The following is a 22,201-nucleotide window of genomic DNA, read 5'->3' on the forward strand; positions in this document are numbered from 1 at the left end:
CCGGAGTGGTCCTGGCGCCCATGAGAAAACGCTGAAGCCTGCTCCTCGGGAGGGAGAATGTCGAGCCTGCTACAACGCCTTACAAGTCCGCGCCTGAACGCCATCGGGGTGGAGATTGGCACGAGCGCGATCAAGGTGGTCGCCCTGCGCCCCGGGGCGCCGCCGGTCCTCCAGCACGCGATCATGGTGCCCACGCCCATCGGCTCCATGCGCGACGGGCTGGTCGTCGAGCCGCAGACGGTCGCCACCGAGCTGAAAAACCTGCTCGCCCAGCACCGCATCACCACCCGCCACGCCGTGACCGCCGTGCCCAACCAGTCGGCGGTCACGCGCAACATCATGGTCCCCCGCATGGAGCGCAAGGAGCTTCAGGAGGCCATCAAGTGGGAGGCCGAGCGCTACATCCCCTACCCCATCGACGAGGTTAACCTCGACTTCGACCTGCTCGACGACCCTGCCCAGGTGCCGGAGGACGGCCAGATGGAGGCCGTGATCGCCGCCGCCCCCTCCGAGGCGGTCGCGCGGCAGGTCGAGGTGCTGCGCTTGGCGGGTCTGGAGCCCACCGTGGTGGACCTCAAGAGCTTCGCCACCCTGCGTGCCCTGCGCGGCAACCTGCTGGGAGAGCACCTCAACAAGACCACCCTGGCCGGGCTGAACTACACCGAGGCGGGCGAGGTCGCGCTCGTGCTGGAGATCGGGGCGAGCAGTTCCGTGATCTCCCTGGTGCGCGGCGACCGCATCCTGATGGCGCGCAACTTGGGCGTGGCCGCCGACGACTTCACGACGGCGCTGCAAAAGGCTTTCGACCTCGACTTCGGCGCCGCCGAGGAGGTCAAGCTGGGCTACGCGACCGCCACCACCCCCACCGAGGACGAGGAGGATCTGCTCAACTTCGACCTCTCGCGCCAGCAGTACTCCCCAGCACGTGTTTTCGAGATCGTGCGCCCGGTGCTGGGCGACTTGATCACCGAGGTGCGGCGCTCGCTGGAGTTCTACCGGGTGCAGTCGGGCGACGTGGTGATCGACCGGACCTTCATCGCGGGGGGCGGCGCCAAGCTGCGCGGCCTGGCCCCGGCGATCAGCGACGCGCTGGGCTTCCGGGTGGAGGTCGCCAGCCCCTGGCTGACCGTGCAGACCGAGGGGGCGAACGTGGACACCGGCTACCTCCAGACCAACGCTGCCGAGTTCACCGTGCCGCTGGGGCTGGCGCTGCGGGGGGTGAACGCCCGTGGTTGAGATCAACCTGCTGCCGCAGCAGGAGCGCCGGGGCACCCGCCCGGATGCCTGGCGCTACGCAACCTACGCGATCCTGCCCCTGACCGCCGCCGCCATCCTGATTCCCGAACTCACCCTGGGCTCGCGGATCAGCACCCTGCAAAACGAGCGGGACCAACTGAACGGCGAGATCGCCGCGCTGACGCCCACCAAGCAGGAGTACGACCGGCTTCAGGGCGAGCAGCGCACCCTGGAGGAGGTCACGGCAGTCGCCACACTGCTCCGGGACAGCAAGACCTACTGGACGAACGACGTGGCGGCCTTCTCCGCGCAGCTTCCGCGGGGCGGCGGGGTGGCAATCACGTCCATGAACGTTAAGCCCCTTGATCCGGGCGCCCTCGCCTCCATGCAGCAGGGCGGAGTCTACGCCGGGAAGAACGTGGTGCGCGAGATTGACCTCTCGGGCACCGCGAGGAGCCAGCAGTCGGTCGTGAACTTCCTGAACACCTATGAGAACAGCCCCAACTTCGCCGTGAACTTCCGCAGCCTGCAACAGGACGGCGACACGGGCCGCTACACCTTCGCCGCGTCGGTGGGCGTGGTGGGTCAGGCGGCCACCCCGGCGCCCGGCGCGACCGGAAGCGGCGCTCCGCCCTCCGCCCCCATCGCATCCGCCCCGGCGGGAGGCACTGATGTCCGTTAAGCTCGCCCCCCGTTCCCTCTTCCTGATTGTCCTGGGCGTGTGCGTGCTCGTGCTGCTGTGCTGGTACCTGATGCGCTACCAGGCCCGCCAGCAGGAGATCAGCCTGCTTCAGGGCGAGCTGGAGACCACCCGCATGAACGCCGACCGCTACCGCGCTGCGCAGCGTGGCCTGCCCGAGCTGAAGACCACCGTCGCCCGGTTGAACACCGAGCGCGACCAGTTCCTGCGGGCACTCCCCGCCAACGCGCAGTTCGGCACCGTCCTCGACGAGATGCGGCGCAACGTGCTCGCGGCGGGCGCGGAGATGACCACCTTCAACGTGCAGACCGGGACCGCCACCGGCCTTCCCGCCGGGGTGCGGCCCATCAACCTGAACCTGGGAGTCAGCGGGCCGTTCGCGGCCGTGTTCCGGGCGCTGCGGTCGATGGAGACCATGAACCGCTTCACGACGGTGGGTGGGGTGAATCTGCAACTGCCGCAGGCGACCTCCTTTAATCCCAAGCTGGAGGGCACGCTGAACCTCACCGTGTACACCTTCGATCCGGCGCAGGCCGCCGCGCCTGGCGGCACGGGCACAGCCCCGGCGGCCCCCACCGCACCGCCCGCTGCCCCCCAGGGAGGCACCCAGTGAGTCGGCCGGTCGCAACACGTCCCAAGCTCAAGGTCTCGCGCGAGATGCGGGTGCTCCTGATCCTGCTGCTGATGGTCGCCCTGATCGCGGCCTGGGCGATCTGGAGCAGCAACCGCAGCGCCCAGCAGGCCCTGGCCCAGACGACGCCCACACCGCCCACCGGTGACGCGGCCACAGGCGAAGGGACAGGCCCCACGCCCACCCCCTCCACGGCCCCCGCAGACGGCGACAGCGTGGCCGTGCAGCCCGGCGGCGCAGTGGACGTGCCCAGCCTCCCCGCCTTCGGCGAGACGGGGACGGACGACACCGGGACTGCGGAGGCGGAACCCGCGCCCACCCCCGGTGGCATCAACCCCGACACCGCCCTGGCGACTCTGTCCGGCGTCAACCCCTTCCGCCCACTGGCCGTCGACCAGGACGCGAGCGTACCGGCAGGACAGGTGAATTCCGCGCCCCAGGTGACGGAGAGCTCCGTCAGCACGCCTCCCGTCCGTATCACCCCGCCAGCGACGACTCCAGTCACCACGACGGTCACAACCAGCCCGGAGCCAGACAACACCAGCGGCGGCGTCATTCCCGTCGCGCCCATCCCCGGCACCCCTTCCCGCGTGACCGTAGATACGCCCGCCGTCGCGGGTGGTGCCTTCCCCACCCCGACCCTCCCCGGCGCTACCCCCAGCCAGCCCAAGCCGGAATCCGTGACCGTGCTGCGTCCGCCGAGCGCGCGGCCCACTCCGGTCACGCTGCCCAGGCCCTCGGGGGGTACGCCGACCGCCCCCCGGCCGCCTGCCACGCCCACTCCCATCCGGCCTCCCGCCACACCTGCTCCTGTCCGGCCTCCCGTCACGGCTGTCCACGTGCCCAAGGAAAGCATCGACCTGAGCAGCGTCGTGGGACGTGGAACCGGCAGTACGGGTACGGCGGCAAGTGCCTCCGGCACCCCGGACGGCGCGAAGGGCACGGCGTCCACGTCTGCGACAGCCCTCCCCACCCCCGGCACCCCGCAGCCCATCACCCAACTGGGCGCAGACGCCACTGCCGTGCCAGTCAGCGCCCTCGACCAACTGCTTCAGAGCCGCGAGATCGCCCTCAACGCCGCCGTCCTCGGGCCAGTCAACACCGCGGTCTTCCGCTCGCGCGACGGGTTCGTGGTCGTGGAGATCGGGGAAAAGCTTCCCGACTCAGAGGCGGTCCTGAAGGACGTCACGGCGGACAGCGCCACTCTCTCGCTCGGCAACGACACCAAGACCCTGCAACTCAACGAAAGGTGAGCCATGAAGAGATACGCCCTCCTGCTCTCCGCCGCGCTCGGCATGGCCGCCGCGCAAACCACCAAGCCCATCAGCCCCAGCACCATCCCCGCCATGCCCAGCGCGTCCGGGGCCGCCACGACCACCGCCCGCCTGGCCGACACCGGGCTGACGAGCGCGAACGTCACCTTCGACCTGCGGCGCTCGGGCAGCGATCTGTCCTCCATGCTGGTGGCCCTCGCCAAGAGCGCCGGGTACGACATCATCCTCGAACCTGACGTGGACAGTCTTCTCCAAGCGGGCAGCACGGCGGCTGCGGGTGCGGCGGGGGGCAGCACGGCCGGAACGCGGGTCACGTACAACTTCGTGAACCGGCCCTTCAACGAGGTCTGGCCGCTGGTGCTCGACATCTACGGCCTGAGCTACGAGACCCTGCGCCTGGGCGACAAACCCGTGCTGCGGGTGAGCGCCAAACCTATCCAGAAGATTGTCACGCTGCCTAAGGCGCTGAGCGCGGCCCTCGTCGAGCGGCAGCTCAAGCTGTCGTTCGGCAGTGTAAAGACAGTCAGCAATCAGAGCAGCTCGAATACGGCGCAGGGCACCAACACCAGCACCACCGAGACCGCCCGGGAGGAAATCATCCTCGACTCCCCCACCATGCGGATCGTCGCCGAGCCCTCCTCGAACAGCATCATCATCCGGGGCACGAACCAGGAGGTCGCGCAGGTCGAGCGGCTGCTCTCGCAGATCGTGGCCGCGCAGCCCCCGGCCCTCCAGGCGCCCGCGCCCGTCACGCCCCCGCAGGACGTGCAGCGCATCTACACTGTCAAGGGCGCGCAGGCGGACGTGACGGCGCTGCTCACCGCGCAGTACCCCGGCCTCAAGGTCACACCCGTCGGGCAGACCGGGCGCGTGGTCCTCACCGGACCGCAGGTGCAGATCGATGCGGCGATGGGCCTGCTGGGGCAGGTGGACCTGCCCGCTCCCGCCGCTGCCACGCCGCCCTCCGTCTCCACCGGGCGCAGCATCTACACCGTCAAGGGTCAGCAGGCCGACATCTCGGCCCTCCTGGGCGCCCAGTACCCCGACCTGAAGGTCACGCCCGTCGGGCAAACCGGGCAACTCATCCTGAACGGGCCGCAGACGCAGCTCGACGCGGCGCTCAGCTTGCTGGGGCAGGTGGACCGCCCGGCACCCTCGCCCCAGGCGACGGTGCAGCGGGTCTTCCAGCTTGTGAATGCGAGCGCCGAGGAGGTCAAGGCGACGCTGGAGGGCACGCTGGCGCGGGATTTGACGCCCGCCACCCCGCCGCTCGCCAACGTTCCTGTCAACGCGACCGACGCCAACGGAAACGCGGTGACCGTCACGGTACCCACCACTCAGACGAGTGCGGCTGGGTCGAGTGCCGACGCGCAGGCCAAGCAAGCGACCCAGACTGCCGCGCAGAACACGGGCGGCGCGACGATCATCGCCGACAAGCGCACGAACAGCCTGATCGTGCGCGGTACCCTCGGGCAGGTCACGCAAATCGGGGAGCTGATCCCCCAGCTTGATCAGGTCGTGCCCCAGATCAACGTGCAGGTCCGCATTCAGGAGATCACCGAGACGGCGGCGCGCAGCCTGGGCGTGGACTGGAAGATCGGCTTCGGCGGCTTCAACGTCAGCATGGGCGGCGGCGGACTCGGCGCCTCCTTCGACCCCACCCGCAGTCTGGTCGGTTTCAACATCTTCCCCACCCTGACTGCCCTCGAAAACCAGGGCCTGACCAAGCGGGTGTACGATGGGAACATCACGATGCAGAGCGGCCAGCGGTCCCTGGGCACCGGCACGAGCGCCCAGAACGCCTCGTCGAACGCGGCGGCGAGCATCAAGAGCGGCGGGCGGCTGGAGATCAACATCCCGTCCTCCAGCGGGAACATCACCCGGCAGATCGACTACGGTCTCAACCTCGACTTCTTCGATCCGCAGGTCGCGCCTGACGGGACGGTTACGCTGCGGGTGCGTGGGCAGGTCAACAACATCGCGGGGGAGTTGCCCACCAACTCGGTGCCTAATCTCCTGAACTTCACCAACAGCGAGGCGCAGAGCAGTATCACGTTCAAGAACGGCCAAACGGTCCTGATGAGCGGGTTGCTGGGCACCACCGAATCGAAGACCAACTCGGGCGTGCCCTTCCTGAGTAGTCTCCCGGTAATCGGGGCGGCGTTCGGCAAACAGACGACGAATCGCACGCAGACCCAACTGCTCGTCATCATCACCGGCAGCGTCGTGAAGTAACCCTCTTCAAGGCGGGCGGGCGGTTTCCTGCGAGGAACTGCCCGCCCTGCCGTCTGGGCAGCCTGTCTTCCCGCCTCCCCGCCCAACGCTAGATTCCCCCCATGAGGTATCTGACCGCCGGGGAGTCGCACGGGCCGCAACTGACGGCCATCATCGAGGGGCTGCCCTCGCAGTTGCCGCTGGGCAAGGGTGACATCGACCCCTGGTTGCGGCGGCGGCAGGGCGGCTACGGGCGCGGGCGGCGCATGGTGATCGAGACGGACGAGGCCCAGATTCTCAGCGGCGTGCGTGCGGGCCGGACCACGGGCGCCCCCGTCACGCTGGTCATCGAAAACCGCGACCATCGCAACTGGACCGAGATCATGTCCCCCGAGCCGGGGGGCGAGCCGCGCAAAAAGGCCCTGACCGATGCCCGCCCCGGCCACGCCGACCTGACCGGGGGCATCAAGTACCGTCACAAGGACCTGCGCGACGTGCTGGAACGGGCCTCGGCGCGGGAGACGGCGGCGCGGGTGGCGGTGGGGTCGGTGGCCCTCAAACTCCTGGGCGAACTCGGTGTCGAGGGCGCGAACTACGTAGCGAGTCTGGGCGGCATCGAGACGCGCCAGCCCTTCTCCTGGGACGCGCTGGAGGCCATCGAGGAGTCCGAGTTGAGGACCCCCGACGCGGACGCGGCGGCGCAGATGCGCGAGCGGATCGATCAGGCGAAAAAGGACGGCGACACGCTGGGCGGCATCCTGGAGGTGCGCTTCCGGGGCCTGCCGGTGGGGTTGGGCTCCTTCGTCCACTGGGACCGCAAGCTCGACGGGCGGATTGCTCAGGCCTGCCTGAGCGTGCAGGCCATGAAGGGCGTGGAAATCGGGCGGGCCTTCGAGAACGCAGTGAAACCGGGCAGCGGCGTCCATGACGCGGTGTATTACCGTGAGGGCAGCTACGCCCGCGAGACGAATGCTGCTGGCGGCCTGGAGGCGGGGATGACGAACGCCGAGGAACTCATCGTCCGCGTCGCCATGAAGCCCATCGCCACGCTGATGAAGCCGCTTCCGACCGTAAACGTGGTCACGCACGAGGCGTCCGACGCAGCCCGCGAGCGCAGCGACACGACCGCCGTCCCCGCCGCTGGGGTGATCCTCCAGTGCGTGATCGGCTGGGTGCTCGCCGACGCGATGCTGGAGAAGTTCGGGGGGGACACCCTGCCCGAGCTTCAGGAGCGCGTGGCTGCCGCACGGGCCTACGCTCGTGACTACTGAGCACCGGATGGCCCTGGCCGAGAGGGTGGACTTGGCGCTGAGCGAAGCCCTGTTGTGGCCTGACGTTCCCGAGGGCGCAGCGCCGGAGGGTGGAGCACCCGAGAGTGTAGGCGTCACGCTGCCTCACAGGCTTTCCTCTAGACTGTCCCCCATGAACGGGTCCGGCCTGATCGAGCGTCCCGTCACCTGGGTCGCGCTGGCGGGCTTCATGGGGACTGGGAAAAGCCGCGTCGGCTGGGAACTCTCGCGGGCACTGGCGCTGCATTTCGTGGACACCGACAAGCTGATCACCCGGGTGGTCGGCAAGAGCATCCCCGAGGTCTTCGCGCAGGAGGGCGAGAGCTACTTCCGCGCCTGCGAGGCCGAGGTCGTCCGGCGAGTGACCCGCCTCGATCACGCCGTCGTGAGCCTGGGGGGTGGCACCTTCATCCACGAGGGGAATCGCCGCACCCTGCTGGAACGCGGCCCGGTCGTGGTGCTGTGGGCCACCCCCGAGACCGTCTACCAGCGCACCCGCCACAGCGACCGCCCGCTGCTGAGAACTCCCGACCCCCTCGCCCGCATCCGCACCCTGATGATTGAACGCGAGGAGCACTACCGCCAGGGCACCATCCACGTCCACAGCGATGGCCGCCCCGCCGAGGAGATCGTGGAGGAGGTCATCGACCGCCTGTGGACCTGGTCCGACGCGCAGGCCGCCTGGCACGAGACGGAACCCGTGGGGGAACGTGCGGCGGATTGAGGTTGGAGGCGCACAGCCGTACACGGTTTCAGTCGGGTCGGGACTGCTTTCCCAGTACAGCGTGCCAGAACGCCAGGTCGCCCTGATTCACCCCACCGATTTACCTCGCACCTTCGTGGAGGCGGCGCAGGCGGCCCTCTCCCCCACCGTGACGGTGACCGTCCCCCCACGCGACGACTGCAAGACGCTGGAGGTCTACGCGCAGGTGCTGTCGAGACTGGCGCAAGTGAATCTCCCGCGCGACGGGGCGGTGGTGGGGTTGGGCGGAGGCGCGGCGACCGATCTCGCGGGCTTCGTGGCGGCGAGCTACCTGCGCGGCGTGGCCTTTTACACCCTGCCGACGACGCTGCTCGGCATGGTGGACGCGGCGGTGGGGGGCAAGACGGGCGTGAACCTGCCCGAGGGCAAGAATCTGGTGGGCGCCTTCTGGCCCCCGAGGGCCGTGTGGTGTGACACGGACACCCTCACCACCCTGCCCCCCGCCGTCTTCGCCGAGGGTGCTGCCGAGGCGTACAAGCACGGCCTGATCGCTGATCCGACCCTGCTGCCCCGGGTGTTGTCTCCGAATTTCCGCCCCGTTGGGCCGGGCCTGGAGGACACCCTCTCCGACGCCATCGCCGTGAAGGCTGGAGTGGTGACGCGGGACCTGACCGAGCGAGGCGAGCGGGCCTTCCTGAACTTCGGTCACACGCTCGCCCACGCGCTGGAGGCAGTCACGGACCACGGGATCTCGCATGGCGAGGCGGTCGGGTACGGGATGCACTACGCGGCGCTTCTCAGCCGTGCCCTGGGCGGCGCGGACCTGACTGGGCACACCCGCGCCTTCCTGCGGTGGCAGAATCCCCAGCCCCTTCCCCCCCTCACCTTCGAGAACGTGTGGCCCTACATGGCGCGCGACAAGAAAGCCGACTCGGAGGGCGTGCGCTTCGTGCTGCTGCATGATCTGGCGCGGCCATACCTGGCGCGGGTGCCGGAGGACGTGCTGCGACGGGAATTCGAGTACTGGTGCGAGGAACTTGTCGCCCGCGACGTGTAGCTTGTAGAAACAGAAATGTTCCCGCCGTTGCTTTTTCTATAAGCGACACGCCAGACCCCCTACGCCCCGCACCGGAGGTTCCCCTTGATCCTTGTCCTGAACGGTCCCAACCTCAACCGCCTCGGCCTGCGCGAACCGGGCGTGTACGGCACGCAGACGCTCGAAGACCTGGAACGCCTGTGCGAAACGTGGGGCGCCGAAATCGGCGTGACCGTTACCTGCCGCCAGAGCAACTACGAGGGGCAACTGCTGGAGTGGATTCAGGATGCGGATGAGCACGGCTTTACGGGCATCGTGCTCAATCCCGGCGCCCTGACCCACTATTCCTACGCGCTGCGGGACGCCATCGCCGGGCAGCCTCTCCCCGTGGTCGAGGTTCACATCAGCAACGTGGATGCCCGCGAGGAGTTCCGGCACAAATCCGTGACGGCGGCGGTCTGCAAGGGGAAGATCAGCGGCCTGGGTTTCCTGGGCTACCGCTTGGCTATGGAGGCCCTGACGGAGGGCAGCGTGTGAGCTGGCAGCCCTACGCGGCGAGGCCGGACAGCACCGTCACCGATACGCTCCTCCAGTGGGAGGGGGTGGGGGACGCCAATCACGCCGCGCGCACCCTGCTCGCCTGGCTGCCGCCCTCGTACGCGAGCGAGCCGGAGCGCCACTACCCGGTTCTCTACTTCCACGACGGGCAGAACGTGTTCGACGCCGCCACGAGCTACAGCGGCGAGTGGGGCGCCGACGAGACGCTGACCCAACTTGCGGCGGAGGGAATCGAGGCGATTGCAGTCGGCATCCCAAATGGCGGCGAACGGAGATTCCATGAGTACAGTGCCGCGCCCAACCCCAAGTTGCCGGACACGCTGGACGCAGGGGGCGCGGATGACTACATCGCCTTCCTCGTCGACACAGTCAAGCCGCTGGCGGACGGCCACTTCCGCACCCTCCCAGGCTCGAAAAGCACCGTGGTCATCGGCTCCAGTATGGGCGGCCTGGTCAGCCTGCACGCCCTGATCACCCACCCAGACGTGTTCGGCCACGCAGGGGTCATGAGTCCGGCGTTCTGGACAGCGCCCGTCGACTCCTTCACCCGCGTCCAGACCAGCCCCACCCCCACTGGCCGCATCTGGCTCGACATCGGCGGGCAGGAAGGTCCCGACGAGCCCGAGTTGATGCGCGCCTACTGGCAGGACGCCCATACCATGCGCGACCTGCTGCTCGACAAGGGCATGGGCGAGAGGTTGCGCTTCGTGGCCAACCCGCAGGGCACACACCACGAGAGCGCGTGGCGGGAGAGGTTGCCGGGGGCGCTGCAATTTTTACTGGGCGGCGAATGAAATGGCAAGTGGTTTGAGCAACAAACATACGGGGCAGATCGGGGAGTTCCTGGTCTGTGCTGAACTCGGGCGGCACCTGGATTTGGTTGCTACTCCCTTTGCCGGGAACGCGCCCGCGTTCGACCTCTTGGTGGCGGATGAGCAGTGCCGCTCCATTCCCGTTCAGTCAAGGCTGCGCGCGGACTCCAGTGGCCGTCCCGCGCCGACACATGGACCGATTTGGAAGTCGTCGGCGATATGCAGGTAGACCACGGCGACAGGAGTCTGGACTATCCCGGCTTGAAGGACCGCTTTTCATCCTGACGCAGCAGGACGTGCAGAACATTATGGCTCCTGCTTACCGGGCCTACATGGAGGCTCGCAAGATTCCTTGGCAGCGTCCGCGTAACCCGGCCTCGTTCGACGCACGGCTGGACGCACAACAACAGCTCAAGAAGTTCGAGAACAACTGCGCCCTCATCCGGCTCCAGCTTGAGGCGCAGACTCCGCCCTCACTGCCCTTGCCCCCCACCCCCGCCCTCTGATACCTTTACCTTTAGTGTCTCGTGCTTGGTAGGGCCGGGGCGACCGGGAGGCACCCGGAGGCGCACGCCAGCTTTTCCCCCGAAGGGGCGGGGCGCACTCGCAGCCAAATCCCTGATTACGGAGTTTTACGGTGAAAACCTTTGTTCCCAAGAACGACGAGCAGAACTGGGTCGTGGTGGACGCGGCGAACGTGCCGCTGGGCCGCCTCGCCACGCTGATCGCCAGCCGCATCCGCGGCAAGCACCGCCCCGACTTTACGCCCAACATCATCCAGGGCGACTTCGTGGTTGTGCTGAATGCCGCGCAGGTCGTGCTGACCGGCGGCAAGCTGGACGGCAAGATCTACACCCGCTACACCGGCTACCAGGGCGGCCTGAAGACCGAAACCGCCCGCGAGGCGCTGAAGAAGCACCCCGAGCGCGTGATCGAGCACGCGGTGTTCGGCATGCTGCCCAAGGGCCGCCAGGGCCGCGCGATGCACAGCCGCCTGAAGGTCTACGCGGGCGAGACGCACCCACACGCCGCTCAGAAGCCCCAGAAACTCGAGGTCCGGTAAACATGGCTACCCCTGAACAGTTCTACGGCACCGGCCGCCGCAAGGCCGCCGTCGCCCGCGTGTTCCTGCGCCCTGGCGAGGGCCGCATCCTGGTCAACGGCAAGGAGTTCCAGACCTACTTCCGCGGTCTGCTGCGCGCCGTCCACGCCCTCCAGGGCTTCCGTGAGACGGGCACCGCGGGCCGTTACGACGCCGTTATCACCGTGGCGGGCGGCGGCCCCAGCGGTCAGGCCGACGCGATCAAGCTGGGCATCGCCCGCGCGCTGCTGAAGGTCAACCCCGACTTCCGCGCCCAGCTCAAGCCCCGCGGCCTGCTGACCCGCGACCCCCGCGAGGTCGAGCGCAAGAAGTACGGCCTCAAGAAGGCCCGCCGCGCGCCCCAGTTCAGCAAGCGCTGATTTAAGGCGGCAAGCGAGAACCCCCTTCCCGACGGGAGGGGGGTTTCTTGTTGGGGGAAAAGACCCCTCACCTAATCCTCTCCTCGAGGCAGAGGAGCCTGGCAAAGCCCGGGGGTGAGGGGTCGTGGGCGTGCCCCTCAGGTCCAGCTCCCCGAAATCTCCCTCACGCGCAGGGTCGTCCCCTCGGCGCCGACCACCAGCACGGAGGCTCCGGCGGGGGTGTCGGGGCCGGTCGCTCGCCAGTCGCTGTCGCCGGCCCTCACCCGGCCCACCCCGTTCACGATGGGGGACGTGACGAGCACGGTGCGGCCGACGAGGCGGTGGGCGCCCGCGTTGAGAGCCCGGCCCTCGTTGCCACTGGCGGGCAGGCGGCTCACGTAGCGCCGTCCCAGCAGGACCGCGGCCACGCTGAGGGCGGCGAAGAGCAGGAGCTGCACCGTCACGGGCAACGGCAGCACGAACACGATCAACCCGAGGACGAGGGCGGCCAGGGCCAGCCACACGAAGAACACGCCCGGCGCCAGGACTTCCAGAATCAGCAGGAGTGCGCCCAGCACCCACCAGTGCCAGGACTGCACCCGCTCCAGGGAGGGCAGCCAGTCCATTCGCTAGCTCCTCCGGCGACCGCCGACGAGTTCCGGCTCACGGCCCCCAAACGCCTCGCGGGCCACCTCGGCGATGCCCTGGAGACTGCCCAGCATGGCGGTCGCCTCCAGGGGCAGGATCAGGGTCTTCTGGTTGGGGGCGGAGGCGATCTCCCGCAGCGCGTCCACGTACCGCTGCGCCACGAAGTAGTTGATCGCCTGGACGTTGCCCGCCGCGATGGCCTCGCTGACCATGCGGGTGGCGGCGGCTTCGGCCTGGGCACTGCGCTCGCGGGCCTCGGCCTCCAGGAAGGCGGCCTGGCGGCGGCCCTCGGCGTTCAGGATCTCGGCCTGCTTCTCGCCCTCGGCCTTGAGGATCGCGGCCTGGCGGAAGCCCTCGGCGTCAAGGATGTTGGCGCGCTTCTCGCGCTCGGCCTTCATCTGGCGGGCCATGCTGGCGACGAGGTCGGCGGGCGGCTTGATGTCCTTGACCTCGATGCGGGTGGCCTTGACCCCCCACGGCTCGGTCGCCTCGTCCACCACCGCGAGCAGCCGCGCGTTGATCTGGTCGCGGTTGGAGAGCAGTTCGTCGAGGTCCATGCTGCCCATCACGGTGCGGATGTTCGTCATCGTGAGGTTGAGCGTCGCCTGCTGGAGGTTGCGGACCTCATAGCTCGCCTTGGCGGCGTCGAGCACCTGGTAGAAGACCACCCCGTCCACCGTCACGAGCGCGTTGTCCTTGGTGATGACCTCCTGCGAGGGCACGTCGAGAACCTGCTCCATCATGTTGACCTTGCGGCCCACCCGGTCCACGTAGGGCAGGATCAGGTTGAGGCCGGGCTTGAGGGTGCGCTGGAACTTGCCGAAGCGTTCCTGCGTCCACTCGTAGCCCTGCGGAACGCTCTTGACCCCGGCGAACAGCGTGACCACCACCAGCAGCAGCAGGACGACGACGACGATCGTGAATCCCATAGTTTGGCCTCCACCTGCGGGTACGCCGGATGAAGGGAGGAAGTTCCCGGATATTCAGGGAACTTCGGCGCGTCAGACAGGCGGCAGGACGGCTAATCCCCGCTAGACTCGGGCCGATGACGGAAGTGGGGACGGCGGCGCTGGTACACCTGAGGGACGTGACCGTGCGCGCGGGTGGACGCACCCTGCTGGAGGACGTGACCCTGCGGCTCTCCCCGGGCGAGGCGCTGCGTTTGAGCGGGCCCAACGGCGGCGGCAAGACCACGCTGCTGCGGCTTCTGGCGGGTGAGGTGGCGCCAATGCAGGGCGAGCGGGTTTATGGGCTCGGCGGGAAGTTCAGCCGGGCGGCGGTACAGGCCCGGCGCACCCTCTCGGTCGTCGGCCCCGACGCCGAAGCCTTCTACCTCACGCGGGACTGGGCGCAAACCGTGCGGGACGTGCTGCTGGCCGCCTTCGAGGGGGACGCCCTGCGGCTGTGGGAGCCCACGCCGGAGGCGCTGGAACGGCTGGTGGAGGTCGCGGCCCTGACCGGCGTCACGCCGCTGCTGGACCAGGACTTCCGCACCCTCAGCCACGGGCAGAGGCGGCGGGTGGTGCTGGCCCGCGCGCTGATGCCCCGCCCGGAGGCCCTGCTCCTCGACGAGTTCACCGACGGGCTGAGCGCCGGGGCGCGGGGGGAGCTGGGACGGGTACTGAGGGACGTTCACGCCTCCGGGGTTGCGGTCGTCCTCGCCACCCATCGCCCGGAGGAGGCGCCGGAGTTGCCCTGGCGCACCCTGCGGGTGGAGGGGGGCCGCGTTCTGAATGGGGACCACGGGTTGGGGAAGACTGCCTCCGCCATAACGCTGCCCCCACCGCCCGGCTCGGGGGACCTCGTGCGGCTGCGGGACGTGCGGGTGTACCGGGGCGGGCACCTCGCGCTCGGCCCGCTCTCGTGGACCTGGGCGGCGGGACAGCACTGGCTGGTGACCGGGGAGAACGGCAGCGGCAAGAGTACCCTGGCGCGCCTGATCGCCGGGGAACTACATTCCGCGCTGGGGGGCGCGGTTGAGCGGCCCTTCCTGCGCCGGGACCTGCTCACCGAACGCCGCCGCACCGTCGGCCTGGTCGGCGCGGAGGTCGGCCTCCGGCAGCGGCGCGGGTGGGCGGGCCGGGAGGTGATCAGCAGCGCGTGGAGCGGGACGGAGGGGTTCGCGCCCGACCTGACGCCGGAGCAGGCGGCCCGTGTGGAGGAGCTGGCGGCCCATCTCGACGTGACGGACCTGCTGGACCGCAGCGCCGACGCGCTCTCGCAGGGGCAGCTCCGGCGCCTGCTGCTCGCCCGCGCCGCCGCGCACACGCCCCGCCTCCTCATTCTCGACGAGGGACTGGATTTTCTGGACGCGGATTCCCGCGCCCGCTTCCTGACACTGCTGCCCGACCTCGCGCGGGGCGGCACCCACGTCATGGTGATCGCCCACCGGGCCTCGGACGCGCCGCCGGGGCTGACGCACCACCTCCAGTTGGAGGAGGGACGGGTCAGACGCGCGGAACCCCGGTAGCCTCCAGCCGGTCGGCGAGCGCGTTCAGGTACTCCCCCAGCACCTCAGGGGAGGTGACCTGCTCGTGCGCGTGTGGGGCGAGCAGGGGCAGGGTCCCGAGCTGGACCGCGTGCCCGGCGAGTTCGAGCATGGCTTGGTCGTTGTCGCTGTCCCCGAAGGCGACGGTGCGCTCCAGCGGAATGCCCAGCGCCTCGGCGATCAGGGCGAGGGCCGCCCCCTTGTGGGCGCCGACGGGCGTGACGGTCAGGAACTGCGTGTACGGCGGCTGCGCGCCCGTCAGGACGAGGTGGGGGTGGCTCTCGCGCAAGCGGGCGGCGAGGTCCGCGACGCCCGGGTGATAGAGGCCCACCTTCAGCACCCCCTCGCGCGGCGCCTCCGCGAGCGGGCGGAAGCTGCGGGCAAGCATCCAGGGCTCCGGCTCCCGCCCGGGCGGGAGGTCGATGTACAGGGCGTCCGGCGTGAACACGACCACCCGGGCGTCCTCCAGCTCGTGGGCCAGCACCGCCTCCAGCTCGGCAGGGGTGAAGCGGGCCTCCGCGTGCAGCTCGCCGCCGATCTCGATGCGTCCCCCGTTGTTGGTGGCGACCGCGTCGGGCTGCATCGCCTCGCGCACGGGCCGGGGCGGGGTGTCGCGCCCGGTGATGATCGCCAGCCGCACGCCCAGCCCCCGCAGCCGGGAAAGCGCCCCCGCCGTCGCGTCGGGCAGCTCGCGGCCCTGATCGGGGATCAGCGTGCCGTCGAGGTCGAAGGCGAGCAGCAGGGGCAGGTCGGCGGGGGGCGCTTTGGCGGAACTCGGGCGGCTCGTCACGGGCGGCAGCCTAGCAGGCGGGAGGCCGGGCAAAGAAAACCGCCCACCTATTCGGGCGGGCGGAACGGACGCGGCGGGGCTTACTCGCCGAGCGTCTCGACGGGCGTGAAGTCGCTCTGGGCCTCGGTGGCGGCCTGGGCGGGGGCGGCGTTGGCGGCGGCCTTCGCCTGGTTGGCGCGGGCAGCGTCCTTCATCACACGGCTGCGGTCGCTCTTGATGCGGGCGGCCTTGCCGCGCAGCTCGCGCAGGTAGTACAGCTTGGCGCGGCGCACCTTGCCGCGCTCCAGCACGGTGACCCGGGCGATCAGCGGGCTGCTGAAGGGGAACACGCGCTCCACACCCTCGCCGAAGGAAATCTTGCGGACGGTGAAGCTCTTGCGGCTGCCCGTGCCGTTCAGGGCGATGACCACGCCCTCAAAGGCCTGGTTGCGGGTGCGGTTGCCCTCGACGACCTTGGTCTCGACGCGCACGGTGTCGCCGGGCTGGAACTCGGGGTGTTCGGTCTTGATGTGGGGCTGCTCGACGGCGCGCAGGATGGCCCCACGGTTCACTTTCACGGTGCTCTGCATCTTTCTCTCCTTTGCCAGCGGACCGCCCCACCTCCCGGTTTCCGCCGGGCAGAGACGTTCTTGGACACCTGTACGCACCCGCCTGAACGCGGGGCAGACCTTGGGAGTATACGCGGGCCGAGCGCAACGCTCAAGAGGGCAACCGGGGCGCCGTGTTACTTTTTTCACCCTTCTCCTCCGGCAGCATGGGGTATGTGAGTGAGTCCGCCGAGAAGAGAGACGCCCTGCTGGCCGGTGCCCGCCGGGCCGTGGGGGAGCAGCGCCGCCGGGTAGCCGAGGTGCGGGCGCGCGAACATGTGGGGGCGGCGGGCTGGGCCCAGACGAGCATGCTGGAGCAGATCATCCGGGCCGGGCGCGAGGGGCTGGCGGCGACCGACGCGCTGCGGCAGATGGTGTACCTGACCACCGAGCAGTTGCGGACGTTGCCGCTGGCCGCGCAGGAGGGCGAGCGGGAGGCCCACGCCCGCGCGCTGTCCAACATCGTGCAGAGCGGTGAGGCGCAGATCACAGCCGCCGAGGCGCTGGACGAACTGGTGCGCCAGGCCCTGGATCAGGTCGCGCAGACACCGGTCGGCGAGGTCAACGTCCAGCGGCTGCGACAGATTCATGACCGCGTGCAGGAACAGATGCGGGCGCTGCACACCATCATCGAGGCGGCGCAGGTACAGGCGAACACTCTGGAGCAGGTCTCCCAACTCGAACGGGTGAGCGCCGAGCACCACAGGCGGGTGGAGGCCATCGGGCACCTCGGCGCCGAGGAGGAACTGCGGGCCCTGGCCGGAGCGGGTGAAGGCGTCGTGGATCGGATTACCGAGCTGGACGAGGCGGGATCCGCCCAACTGAACGCCCTGAGCCGCATCGGCGAGGCCGTGGTCGAGAAGGTGAGCGAAACGGCGGCTCCCGTTCCCGAGCAGGTTCAGGTGCTCAGCGACCTGGCCCAGGCTGTTCAGCAGAAGGCCGAGAAACTGCGGGGCGACTGATTACCGCTCGACCCAGTAGCGGCGGATTGGGTTCTCGTAGAACTCCAGCCTGAACTCGCCCTCACAGACGCCGCCGTTCGCCTCAATCACTCGTCGCGAGGCGAGGTTATCCACGTCGCAGGTTACGAGGACGCGCGCGAGGCCGAGTTCGCGGGCACGTCCTAGCGCCAGCCGCAAGATCAGGGTCGCGTATCCCCGCCGCCGTTCTGCGGGCCGGACCTCGTAGCCGATATGACCGCCAAGCTGGCGGAGTCTTTCGTTCAGGGCGTGGCGGATCTTGGTGCGGCCCAGGTACGTTTCCCCCTCGATCAGCCATCTTTCCTCGGCAGGGACGGAGTCTTCCGGTACCGGGTTGGGTGGCTCGAAGCTGCACAGGTGCGCCGCAAAGGCCCCAAAGTCGGCTTCCAGCTCGGCCACGTTCCAGCTCAGCGTGTCCCTCAGACCGCTGCTGCTGGCCTGCGCCTCGCGCACAGCCTCGACAAAGCTGCCTCTGTACCTCCCCGACGGGCGCACAAGCTCGGGCATGGGTCAGGGTAGCGGGGCCACCTACCGCCGCGCCTCCGCCGAGTGGCCTGTTTTTCCATCTCCGGCTTCCCCGACTGACCACTCAGACTGGACAATCGGCGCCCGGATTGCGCCCGCCACACCGGAAAGGGCCGGAACGAGCGCGTACAATCCGGGACGTGAGAGACGCTCCGTTTGGCGTGCTGGACCTGGGGCTGCTCCCCTACCGAGAGGCCTGGGACGTGCAGCATGAGCACCACGCGCGGGTGGCGGCGGGCGGACGGCCCACGCTGCTGCTCGTCGAGCACCCGCCCGTGCTCACGCTGGGCCGCAAGGCGAGGGAGGGCACGAACATCATCGTGACCCGCGAGTACCTGAACAGCCAGGGCATTGAGGTGCTGGAGGTGGAGCGCGGCGGCGACGTGACCTACCACGGCCCCGGCCAACTCGTCGCGTACGCAATCTTCCCGGTAGGGCGGCGGGTGCAGGACTTCCTGCGATTGCTGGAGGGGGCGACCATCACGGCGCTGCGGGAACTCGGCCTGCCTGACGCGAGGCCGAACCCCGGTTACGCGGGTGTGTACGTGAACCCGCGTGAGGTGAACGGCCGCGAGTACGAGCAGAAAATTGCCTCGTTCGGCGTGGCCGTGCAGCGGAACGTCGCCCTGCATGGGCTGGCGCTCAACGTCACGACCAATCTCCAGCACTTCGAGCTGATCGTCCCGTGCGGATTGAGCGGCACCCAGATGACAAGCGTTGAGCGCGAGTACGAGTTGCGTGGCATCAACCGGACCGTGAGCATGGACGAGGCCAAGCACACCCTCACCCGCGCCTTTCACACCACCTTCGAAATCTACGACTGGACGCTCCCGGAACCCGCCGGGACCGCCCCCGCCCTCACAGGGAGTCACGCATGACCCAGCCCAACCAGGAACCCCGCTTCATCAAGAACGGCATCTACCGCAAGGACAGCGTCCCCGTCCGTGAGAAGAAGCCCGAGTGGCTCAAGGTCACCATCCCCACCGGGCAGGTGTACGGCGAGGTTCGCAAGATCGTCAAGGAACACCGCCTGCACACCGTCTGCGAGGAGGCGATGTGCCCCAATATCGGCGAGTGCTGGTCACGCGGCACGGCCACCTTCATGCTGATGGGCCACATCTGCACCCGCGCTTGCCGCTTCTGCGCCGTGGACACCGGGAACCCGATGGGCAAGCTCGACCTGGACGAGCCGGCCAGCGTCGCCGACTCGGTGCGCCTGATGGGTCTGAAGTACGTCGTGCTGACCTCGGTGGACCGCGACGACCTGCCTGACGGCGGCGCCTACCACTTCGCTAAGACGGTCCAGGCCATTAAGCGGGTGAACCCCGAGACGCGCGTGGAGGCCCTGACGCCCGACTTCGGCGGCAACCCGCACTGCGTGGACCTGGTGCTGGAGAGCGGCGTGGACGTGTACGCGCAGAACCTGGAGACGGTGCGCCGCCTGACCCACCCGGTGCGAGATATCCGCGCGAGCTACGAGCGCACACTGGGCGTCCTCGTGCATGCCAAAAAGAGCCGCCCCGACGTGATCACCAAGACGAGCATCATGCTGGGCCTGGGCGAGACCCGCGAGGAACTGCGCGAGGCGATGGCCGACTGCCGGGCACACGGGGTGGACGTCCTCACCTTCGGCCAGTACCTGCGCCCCACCATGCACCACCTCCCCGTTGAACGCTACGTCTCCCCCGCCGAGTTCGACGAGATCCGGGAAGAGGGGATGGCGATGGGCTTTCTGGAGGTCGTCGCCGGTCCGCTGGTCCGCTCCTCCTACAAGGCCGAGCAGATCGTGATGGAAAAACCCGGCAACCTGCCCGAACACCTCGTCCACCTGGAGGGCGGGGAGCAGCTCAGCCTGATCTGAGTCCGGGGAGCTGGAGGGGCTGAGGCATACGGCTTTGGCCCCCTTGCTCTGCTTATGGGTTTGCGTGGCGGCAACAAGAACGCGAAAACCCCGCAACCGGGGCAGTTGCGGGTTCTCGGGTTTTCTCTGGTACGGAAGGGCAGATTTGAACTGCCGACCTCACGCTTATCAGATGCCAAGTTCGGCTCTCATAACGAAAACACTGTCTAGAACAGTATATATCGTCAGTCGCGCCTCTGCAAGATGGGCGAAGAACGCACAACTACTGAATTTAACTCATAATTCTATCTATCACAGCAAGCATGCCGGGGGGCTGGTAGGAAGCGTCTCGCATCCTACTTAAAATCAGGTTGCGCATAACTTCATAGTTGATAACCCCACCGAGGAATTCGGAGGTAAACCTGCGCAAAATATCTCTGCCGCGAAACGTAATAAGCCATTTGCCATTGTTTAAGTCCGCTTGAAACTGAGCTTTGTACTGCTCCTCTAGTTCCGATATTGTTGTCAAGCTAAGTCGCTCATTAACAATCTGGCTGATGCGACGAGCCGACGACTTTACCACTGTATCAAACTGAGCAGCTAGCTCCCTCGCGTTTGGATCAATCCTGGTGTTGATACAACTAACAAGCAAGGAATTTATATGTCTTTCTAACTCAAATTTTACTAGGGACGGTAGTGTTTTAGAGGCTGCCTCTCTCAAACCATTCAATATTTCCTCGTTTGTTATATTTGCCTTGTCAGGTATAGGCAAATCCTTTATGACTCTTTTTATATACTCTGGTTCTAACAAGTAGTTTTCAATATGATAACGATCCCACGAAAAAACACTTCCGTCAAGCCCTTCGGTTACAGCATCGGAGTCCCTATCAGTAATTGCGAAGAAACTTCCTGATATTGTGCCCTTTTCACTGACTGCTTGTAATATGCTTTGCAGCTCTTGAACTCTAGCTTTATTGCCGCCAGAAATTAGATTTACACGGAGTGAGAATTCAGGAAATAACGATGCCACTGCATTTACATCGAAATCCGACTCCCCTCCTCCTTCCAATATAACAACTTTCGCTCCTGGCCTGTACGCCGCCAGGTCACCAACAAGATCCATAACAAGACGTTCTATCTCCCCTGATGCCTTAACCTCTTTCAACTGATTGACATCTTCGGTCAGCCTACTCGGCGGCTGCATATGAAATACAGAGAAACCCTCGTTTCCCACAGCCTGCCTTATAAGTGTATCTGAATGAGTTACCAGCCAAAGTTGATTATCCATTGCCTTGCCTAAATTACGATGATAGAACTGCGGCAAGCCCTCGATTAGTCGTGGGTTTAGGTGCATTTCTGGTTCGTCAATTAGTAATACACTGTGCTTTGGAGTAGAGTTACGAAGTCGCAAGTACCCATACAAAACCTCTTTTTCTCCCGAACTAAGATCATTGATGTCGTGAACCGATCCATTACTAGTTTCCACATTAAATAATAATCTATCGTCAGGCGTAGGCTGAGGGCCTACGAAACGCTTGCCGGGGAAAAATATTTGGAACAGCTCTTCAAGGGTTTGAGTTAAACTTACTGTGTTTCTACCTTCCACTCCTGCTTGTGTTGAAAGGAGATCTTGGATGTAACCAGATGCTAGTTCTGCTTTAATATTTGAATACTTATTAGAAGTGTTGCACAATGCGCTGTGACTTCTTTGGTCGTTTGTCGTTTGTATATTAAGATTAATTCCACCCACCTGCTCTCTTTGATAACTTCTTTGAGCGCTGTGGTATTCGATAATTCCAATATGGGCAGGATCATATGTACTAAACAAGTGTTCGAGTACGCGGGATGTTTCCACCCTTATTTCGCCTGTTGGACCTACTACCACCTTACCGGTATGCGTCACTTTCTCCAACTCAGCTAAGAACAAGGGGGTCTCCGCGTGTACTTGTGCGGCAACTTCAGGTTGATGCACACGCATCTGTGCCGCAAATGCGGACATTCCTAGTTGCGACCAAGCCTGGTCCGGTACCTCTCTAGGGGTCAAAAGTGGGGTGAAGGCGTGAGAAGTCGGCTCCCATATGGTGTTTTCTGCAATGAAGAACACCCGGAGCCGACCCCCTCAGTCTAGCCTCTGTGCCCTGCTGGCTCAGCACTTTCCGCTCGATCCCCGTCGGCTCACCGTCCTGAGTGCCCTGATCCTCGCGGTCATTCAGGCGCGCAGCGTCGTCTTGTACCAGCTCGTCCAGCTCATCGATCTCCCAGGCTCGGACGAGACGGTGTACCAGCGCCTGAGGCGCTTCGTGCAGTTCGCCCTCCCCGACCTGCTGGTCGCCCGCTTCGTCCTGGCCCACCTGCACGACGAGCAGCACTGGCTGCTCGTCCTCGACCGGACCAACTGGAAGCTGGGCCAGCACGACATCAATATCCTCTTACTCAGCGTGCGCTGGCAG

General features: G+C 66.8%; 23 protein-coding genes and 1 pseudogene. 18 read left to right on the plus strand and 6 right to left on the minus strand.

Features of this window, described 5'->3' with window-relative positions:
- Positions 1-57: 57 nt before the first annotated feature.
- From pilM to rpsI, 13 genes are all read left to right on the plus strand, one after another.
- Positions 58-1,236 (plus strand): type IV pilus assembly protein PilM, encoded by a 1,179-nt coding sequence (gene pilM / locus F784_RS0106760; protein ID WP_019585963.1) that lies wholly within the window; start codon positions 58-60, stop codon positions 1,234-1,236.
- Positions 1,229-1,918 (plus strand): hypothetical protein, encoded by a 690-nt coding sequence (locus F784_RS0106765; RefSeq protein ID WP_019585964.1) that lies wholly within the window; start codon positions 1,229-1,231, stop codon positions 1,916-1,918. The genes pilM and F784_RS0106765 overlap by 8 nt, the downstream gene beginning before the upstream one ends.
- The gene (gene pilO / locus F784_RS0106770) at positions 1,908-2,549 is read left to right on the plus strand and encodes a type 4a pilus biogenesis protein PilO (RefSeq protein ID WP_019585965.1); all 642 of its coding nucleotides are present in this window, start codon (positions 1,908-1,910) and stop codon (positions 2,547-2,549) included. The genes F784_RS0106765 and pilO overlap by 11 nt, the downstream gene beginning before the upstream one ends.
- A complete protein-coding gene (locus F784_RS0106775; RefSeq protein WP_026332326.1) occupies positions 2,546-3,820 on the plus strand; it encodes a lipase chaperone in 1,275 nt (424 codons plus the stop codon). The genes pilO and F784_RS0106775 overlap by 4 nt, the downstream gene beginning before the upstream one ends.
- 3 nt (positions 3,821-3,823) lie before the next feature.
- Positions 3,824-6,076, plus strand: a complete 2,253-nt coding sequence (locus F784_RS26575) for a secretin N-terminal domain-containing protein (RefSeq protein ID WP_019585966.1) — start codon at positions 3,824-3,826, stop codon at positions 6,074-6,076.
- 101 nt (positions 6,077-6,177) lie between these two features.
- The gene (gene aroC / locus F784_RS0106785) at positions 6,178-7,326 is read left to right on the plus strand and encodes a chorismate synthase (RefSeq protein ID WP_019585967.1); all 1,149 of its coding nucleotides are present in this window, start codon (positions 6,178-6,180) and stop codon (positions 7,324-7,326) included.
- A 151-nt stretch (positions 7,327-7,477) separates the two neighbouring features.
- Entirely contained in the window at positions 7,478-8,068 is a 591-nt protein-coding gene (locus F784_RS0106790; protein ID WP_019585968.1) for a shikimate kinase, read from the plus strand.
- Positions 8,055-9,104, plus strand: a complete 1,050-nt coding sequence (aroB, locus tag F784_RS0106795) for a 3-dehydroquinate synthase (RefSeq protein ID WP_019585969.1) — start codon at positions 8,055-8,057, stop codon at positions 9,102-9,104. Before F784_RS0106790 ends, aroB begins: the two co-directional genes overlap by 14 nt.
- Positions 9,105-9,188: 84 nt before the next feature.
- Positions 9,189-9,620 carry a type II 3-dehydroquinate dehydratase gene (gene aroQ / locus F784_RS0106800; protein ID WP_019585970.1) on the plus strand — a complete coding sequence of 144 codons (432 nt, stop codon included), beginning with the start codon at positions 9,189-9,191 and terminating at the stop codon, positions 9,618-9,620.
- Complete coding sequence (locus tag F784_RS0106805) at positions 9,617-10,435, plus strand: alpha/beta hydrolase (RefSeq protein ID WP_019585971.1); 819 nt, start codon at positions 9,617-9,619, stop codon at positions 10,433-10,435. The genes aroQ and F784_RS0106805 overlap by 4 nt, the downstream gene beginning before the upstream one ends.
- Positions 10,436-10,749: 314 nt before the next feature.
- Positions 10,750-10,959: a hypothetical protein gene (locus F784_RS0106810; RefSeq protein WP_019585972.1), complete on the plus strand. Its 210-nt coding sequence runs from the start codon at positions 10,750-10,752 to the stop codon at positions 10,957-10,959.
- Between the two features lie 131 nt (positions 10,960-11,090).
- A complete protein-coding gene (gene rplM, locus F784_RS0106815) occupies positions 11,091-11,516 on the plus strand; it encodes a 50S ribosomal protein L13 (RefSeq protein WP_019585973.1) in 426 nt (141 codons plus the stop codon).
- 2 nt (positions 11,517-11,518) lie between these two features.
- Positions 11,519-11,914, plus strand: coding sequence for a 30S ribosomal protein S9 (gene rpsI, locus F784_RS0106820; protein ID WP_019585974.1), 396 nt, complete (start codon positions 11,519-11,521; stop codon positions 11,912-11,914).
- Positions 11,915-12,051: 137 nt separating this feature from the next.
- Here the strand turns inward: rpsI and F784_RS0106825 are convergent, their stop codons facing one another.
- Complete coding sequence (locus F784_RS0106825) at positions 12,052-12,519, minus strand: NfeD family protein (protein ID WP_019585975.1); 468 nt, start codon at positions 12,517-12,519, stop codon at positions 12,052-12,054.
- A gap of 3 nt (positions 12,520-12,522) precedes the next feature.
- A complete protein-coding gene (locus F784_RS0106830) occupies positions 12,523-13,470 on the minus strand; it encodes an SPFH domain-containing protein (RefSeq protein WP_019585976.1) in 948 nt (315 codons plus the stop codon).
- Between the two features lie 116 nt (positions 13,471-13,586).
- Here F784_RS0106830 and F784_RS0106835 point away from each other — a divergent pair, with 116 nt between their 5' ends.
- Complete coding sequence (locus tag F784_RS0106835) at positions 13,587-15,011, plus strand: ATP-binding cassette domain-containing protein (RefSeq protein WP_019585977.1); 1,425 nt, start codon at positions 13,587-13,589, stop codon at positions 15,009-15,011.
- Here the strand turns inward: F784_RS0106835 and F784_RS0106840 are convergent.
- Positions 14,989-15,819: an HAD-IIB family hydrolase gene (locus F784_RS0106840; protein WP_019585978.1), complete on the minus strand. Its 831-nt coding sequence runs from the start codon at positions 15,817-15,819 to the stop codon at positions 14,989-14,991. The two genes, F784_RS0106835 and F784_RS0106840, sit on opposite strands and share 23 nt — an antisense overlap.
- Positions 15,820-15,899: 80 nt before the next feature.
- Complete coding sequence (gene rplS, locus F784_RS0106845) at positions 15,900-16,388, minus strand: 50S ribosomal protein L19 (RefSeq protein ID WP_019585979.1); 489 nt, start codon at positions 16,386-16,388, stop codon at positions 15,900-15,902.
- A 185-nt stretch (positions 16,389-16,573) separates the two neighbouring features.
- Between rplS and F784_RS0106850 the strand changes: the two genes are divergently transcribed.
- Positions 16,574-17,368, plus strand: coding sequence for a hypothetical protein (locus tag F784_RS0106850; protein ID WP_019585980.1), 795 nt, complete (start codon positions 16,574-16,576; stop codon positions 17,366-17,368).
- Here the strand turns inward: F784_RS0106850 and F784_RS0106855 are convergent, their stop codons facing one another.
- Positions 17,369-17,893, minus strand: a complete 525-nt coding sequence (locus F784_RS0106855; protein WP_026332327.1) for a GNAT family N-acetyltransferase — start codon at positions 17,891-17,893, stop codon at positions 17,369-17,371.
- Positions 17,894-18,051: 158 nt separating this feature from the next.
- Between F784_RS0106855 and lipB the strand changes: the two genes are divergently transcribed.
- Positions 18,052-18,789, plus strand: coding sequence for a lipoyl(octanoyl) transferase LipB (gene lipB / locus F784_RS0106860; RefSeq protein ID WP_026332328.1), 738 nt, complete (start codon positions 18,052-18,054; stop codon positions 18,787-18,789).
- The gene (gene lipA, locus F784_RS0106865; protein ID WP_019585983.1) at positions 18,786-19,772 is read left to right on the plus strand and encodes a lipoyl synthase; all 987 of its coding nucleotides are present in this window, start codon (positions 18,786-18,788) and stop codon (positions 19,770-19,772) included. The genes lipB and lipA overlap by 4 nt, the downstream gene beginning before the upstream one ends.
- Positions 19,773-20,043: 271 nt before the next feature.
- Here the strand turns inward: lipA and F784_RS26020 are convergent, their stop codons facing one another.
- Positions 20,044-21,855 (minus strand): AAA family ATPase, encoded by a 1,812-nt coding sequence (locus F784_RS26020; protein ID WP_157465070.1) that lies wholly within the window; start codon positions 21,853-21,855, stop codon positions 20,044-20,046.
- Between F784_RS26020 and F784_RS0106870 the strand changes: the two are divergent.
- A pseudogene (locus F784_RS0106870) lies at positions 21,845-22,201 on the plus strand (IS4 family transposase); the annotation flags it as partial. The gene F784_RS26020 and the pseudogene F784_RS0106870 sit on opposite strands and share 11 nt — an antisense overlap.

Origin of the sequence: Deinococcus apachensis DSM 19763 (assembly GCF_000381345.1) — a bacterium.
Classification (GTDB): Bacteria; Deinococcota; Deinococci; order Deinococcales; family Deinococcaceae; genus Deinococcus; species Deinococcus apachensis.

Bases quoted from the DNA above. Each gene is read 5' to 3' on its own strand.
- pilM (WP_019585963.1), top strand. From the start codon at position 58: ATGTCGAGCCTGCTACAACGCCTTACAAGTCCGCGCCTGAACGCCATC.
- pilO (WP_019585965.1), top strand. From the start codon at position 1,908: ATGTCCGTTAAGCTCGCCCCCCGTTCCCTCTTCCTGATTGTCCTGGGC.
- F784_RS26575 (WP_019585966.1), top strand. From the start codon at position 3,824: ATGAAGAGATACGCCCTCCTGCTCTCCGCCGCGCTCGGCATGGCCGCC.
- aroC (WP_019585967.1), top strand. From the start codon at position 6,178: ATGAGGTATCTGACCGCCGGGGAGTCGCACGGGCCGCAACTGACGGCC.
- F784_RS0106790 (WP_019585968.1), top strand. From the start codon at position 7,478: ATGAACGGGTCCGGCCTGATCGAGCGTCCCGTCACCTGGGTCGCGCTG.
- rpsI (WP_019585974.1), top strand. From the start codon at position 11,519: ATGGCTACCCCTGAACAGTTCTACGGCACCGGCCGCCGCAAGGCCGCC.
- F784_RS0106825 (WP_019585975.1), bottom strand. From the start codon at position 12,519: ATGGACTGGCTGCCCTCCCTGGAGCGGGTGCAGTCCTGGCACTGGTGG.
- F784_RS0106830 (WP_019585976.1), bottom strand. From the start codon at position 13,470: ATGGGATTCACGATCGTCGTCGTCGTCCTGCTGCTGCTGGTGGTGGTC.
- F784_RS0106835 (WP_019585977.1), top strand. From the start codon at position 13,587: ATGACGGAAGTGGGGACGGCGGCGCTGGTACACCTGAGGGACGTGACC.
- rplS (WP_019585979.1), bottom strand. From the start codon at position 16,388: ATGCAGAGCACCGTGAAAGTGAACCGTGGGGCCATCCTGCGCGCCGTC.
- F784_RS0106850 (WP_019585980.1), top strand. From the start codon at position 16,574: ATGGGGTATGTGAGTGAGTCCGCCGAGAAGAGAGACGCCCTGCTGGCC.
- F784_RS0106855 (WP_026332327.1), bottom strand. From the start codon at position 17,893: ATGCCCGAGCTTGTGCGCCCGTCGGGGAGGTACAGAGGCAGCTTTGTC.
- lipA (WP_019585983.1), top strand. From the start codon at position 18,786: ATGACCCAGCCCAACCAGGAACCCCGCTTCATCAAGAACGGCATCTAC.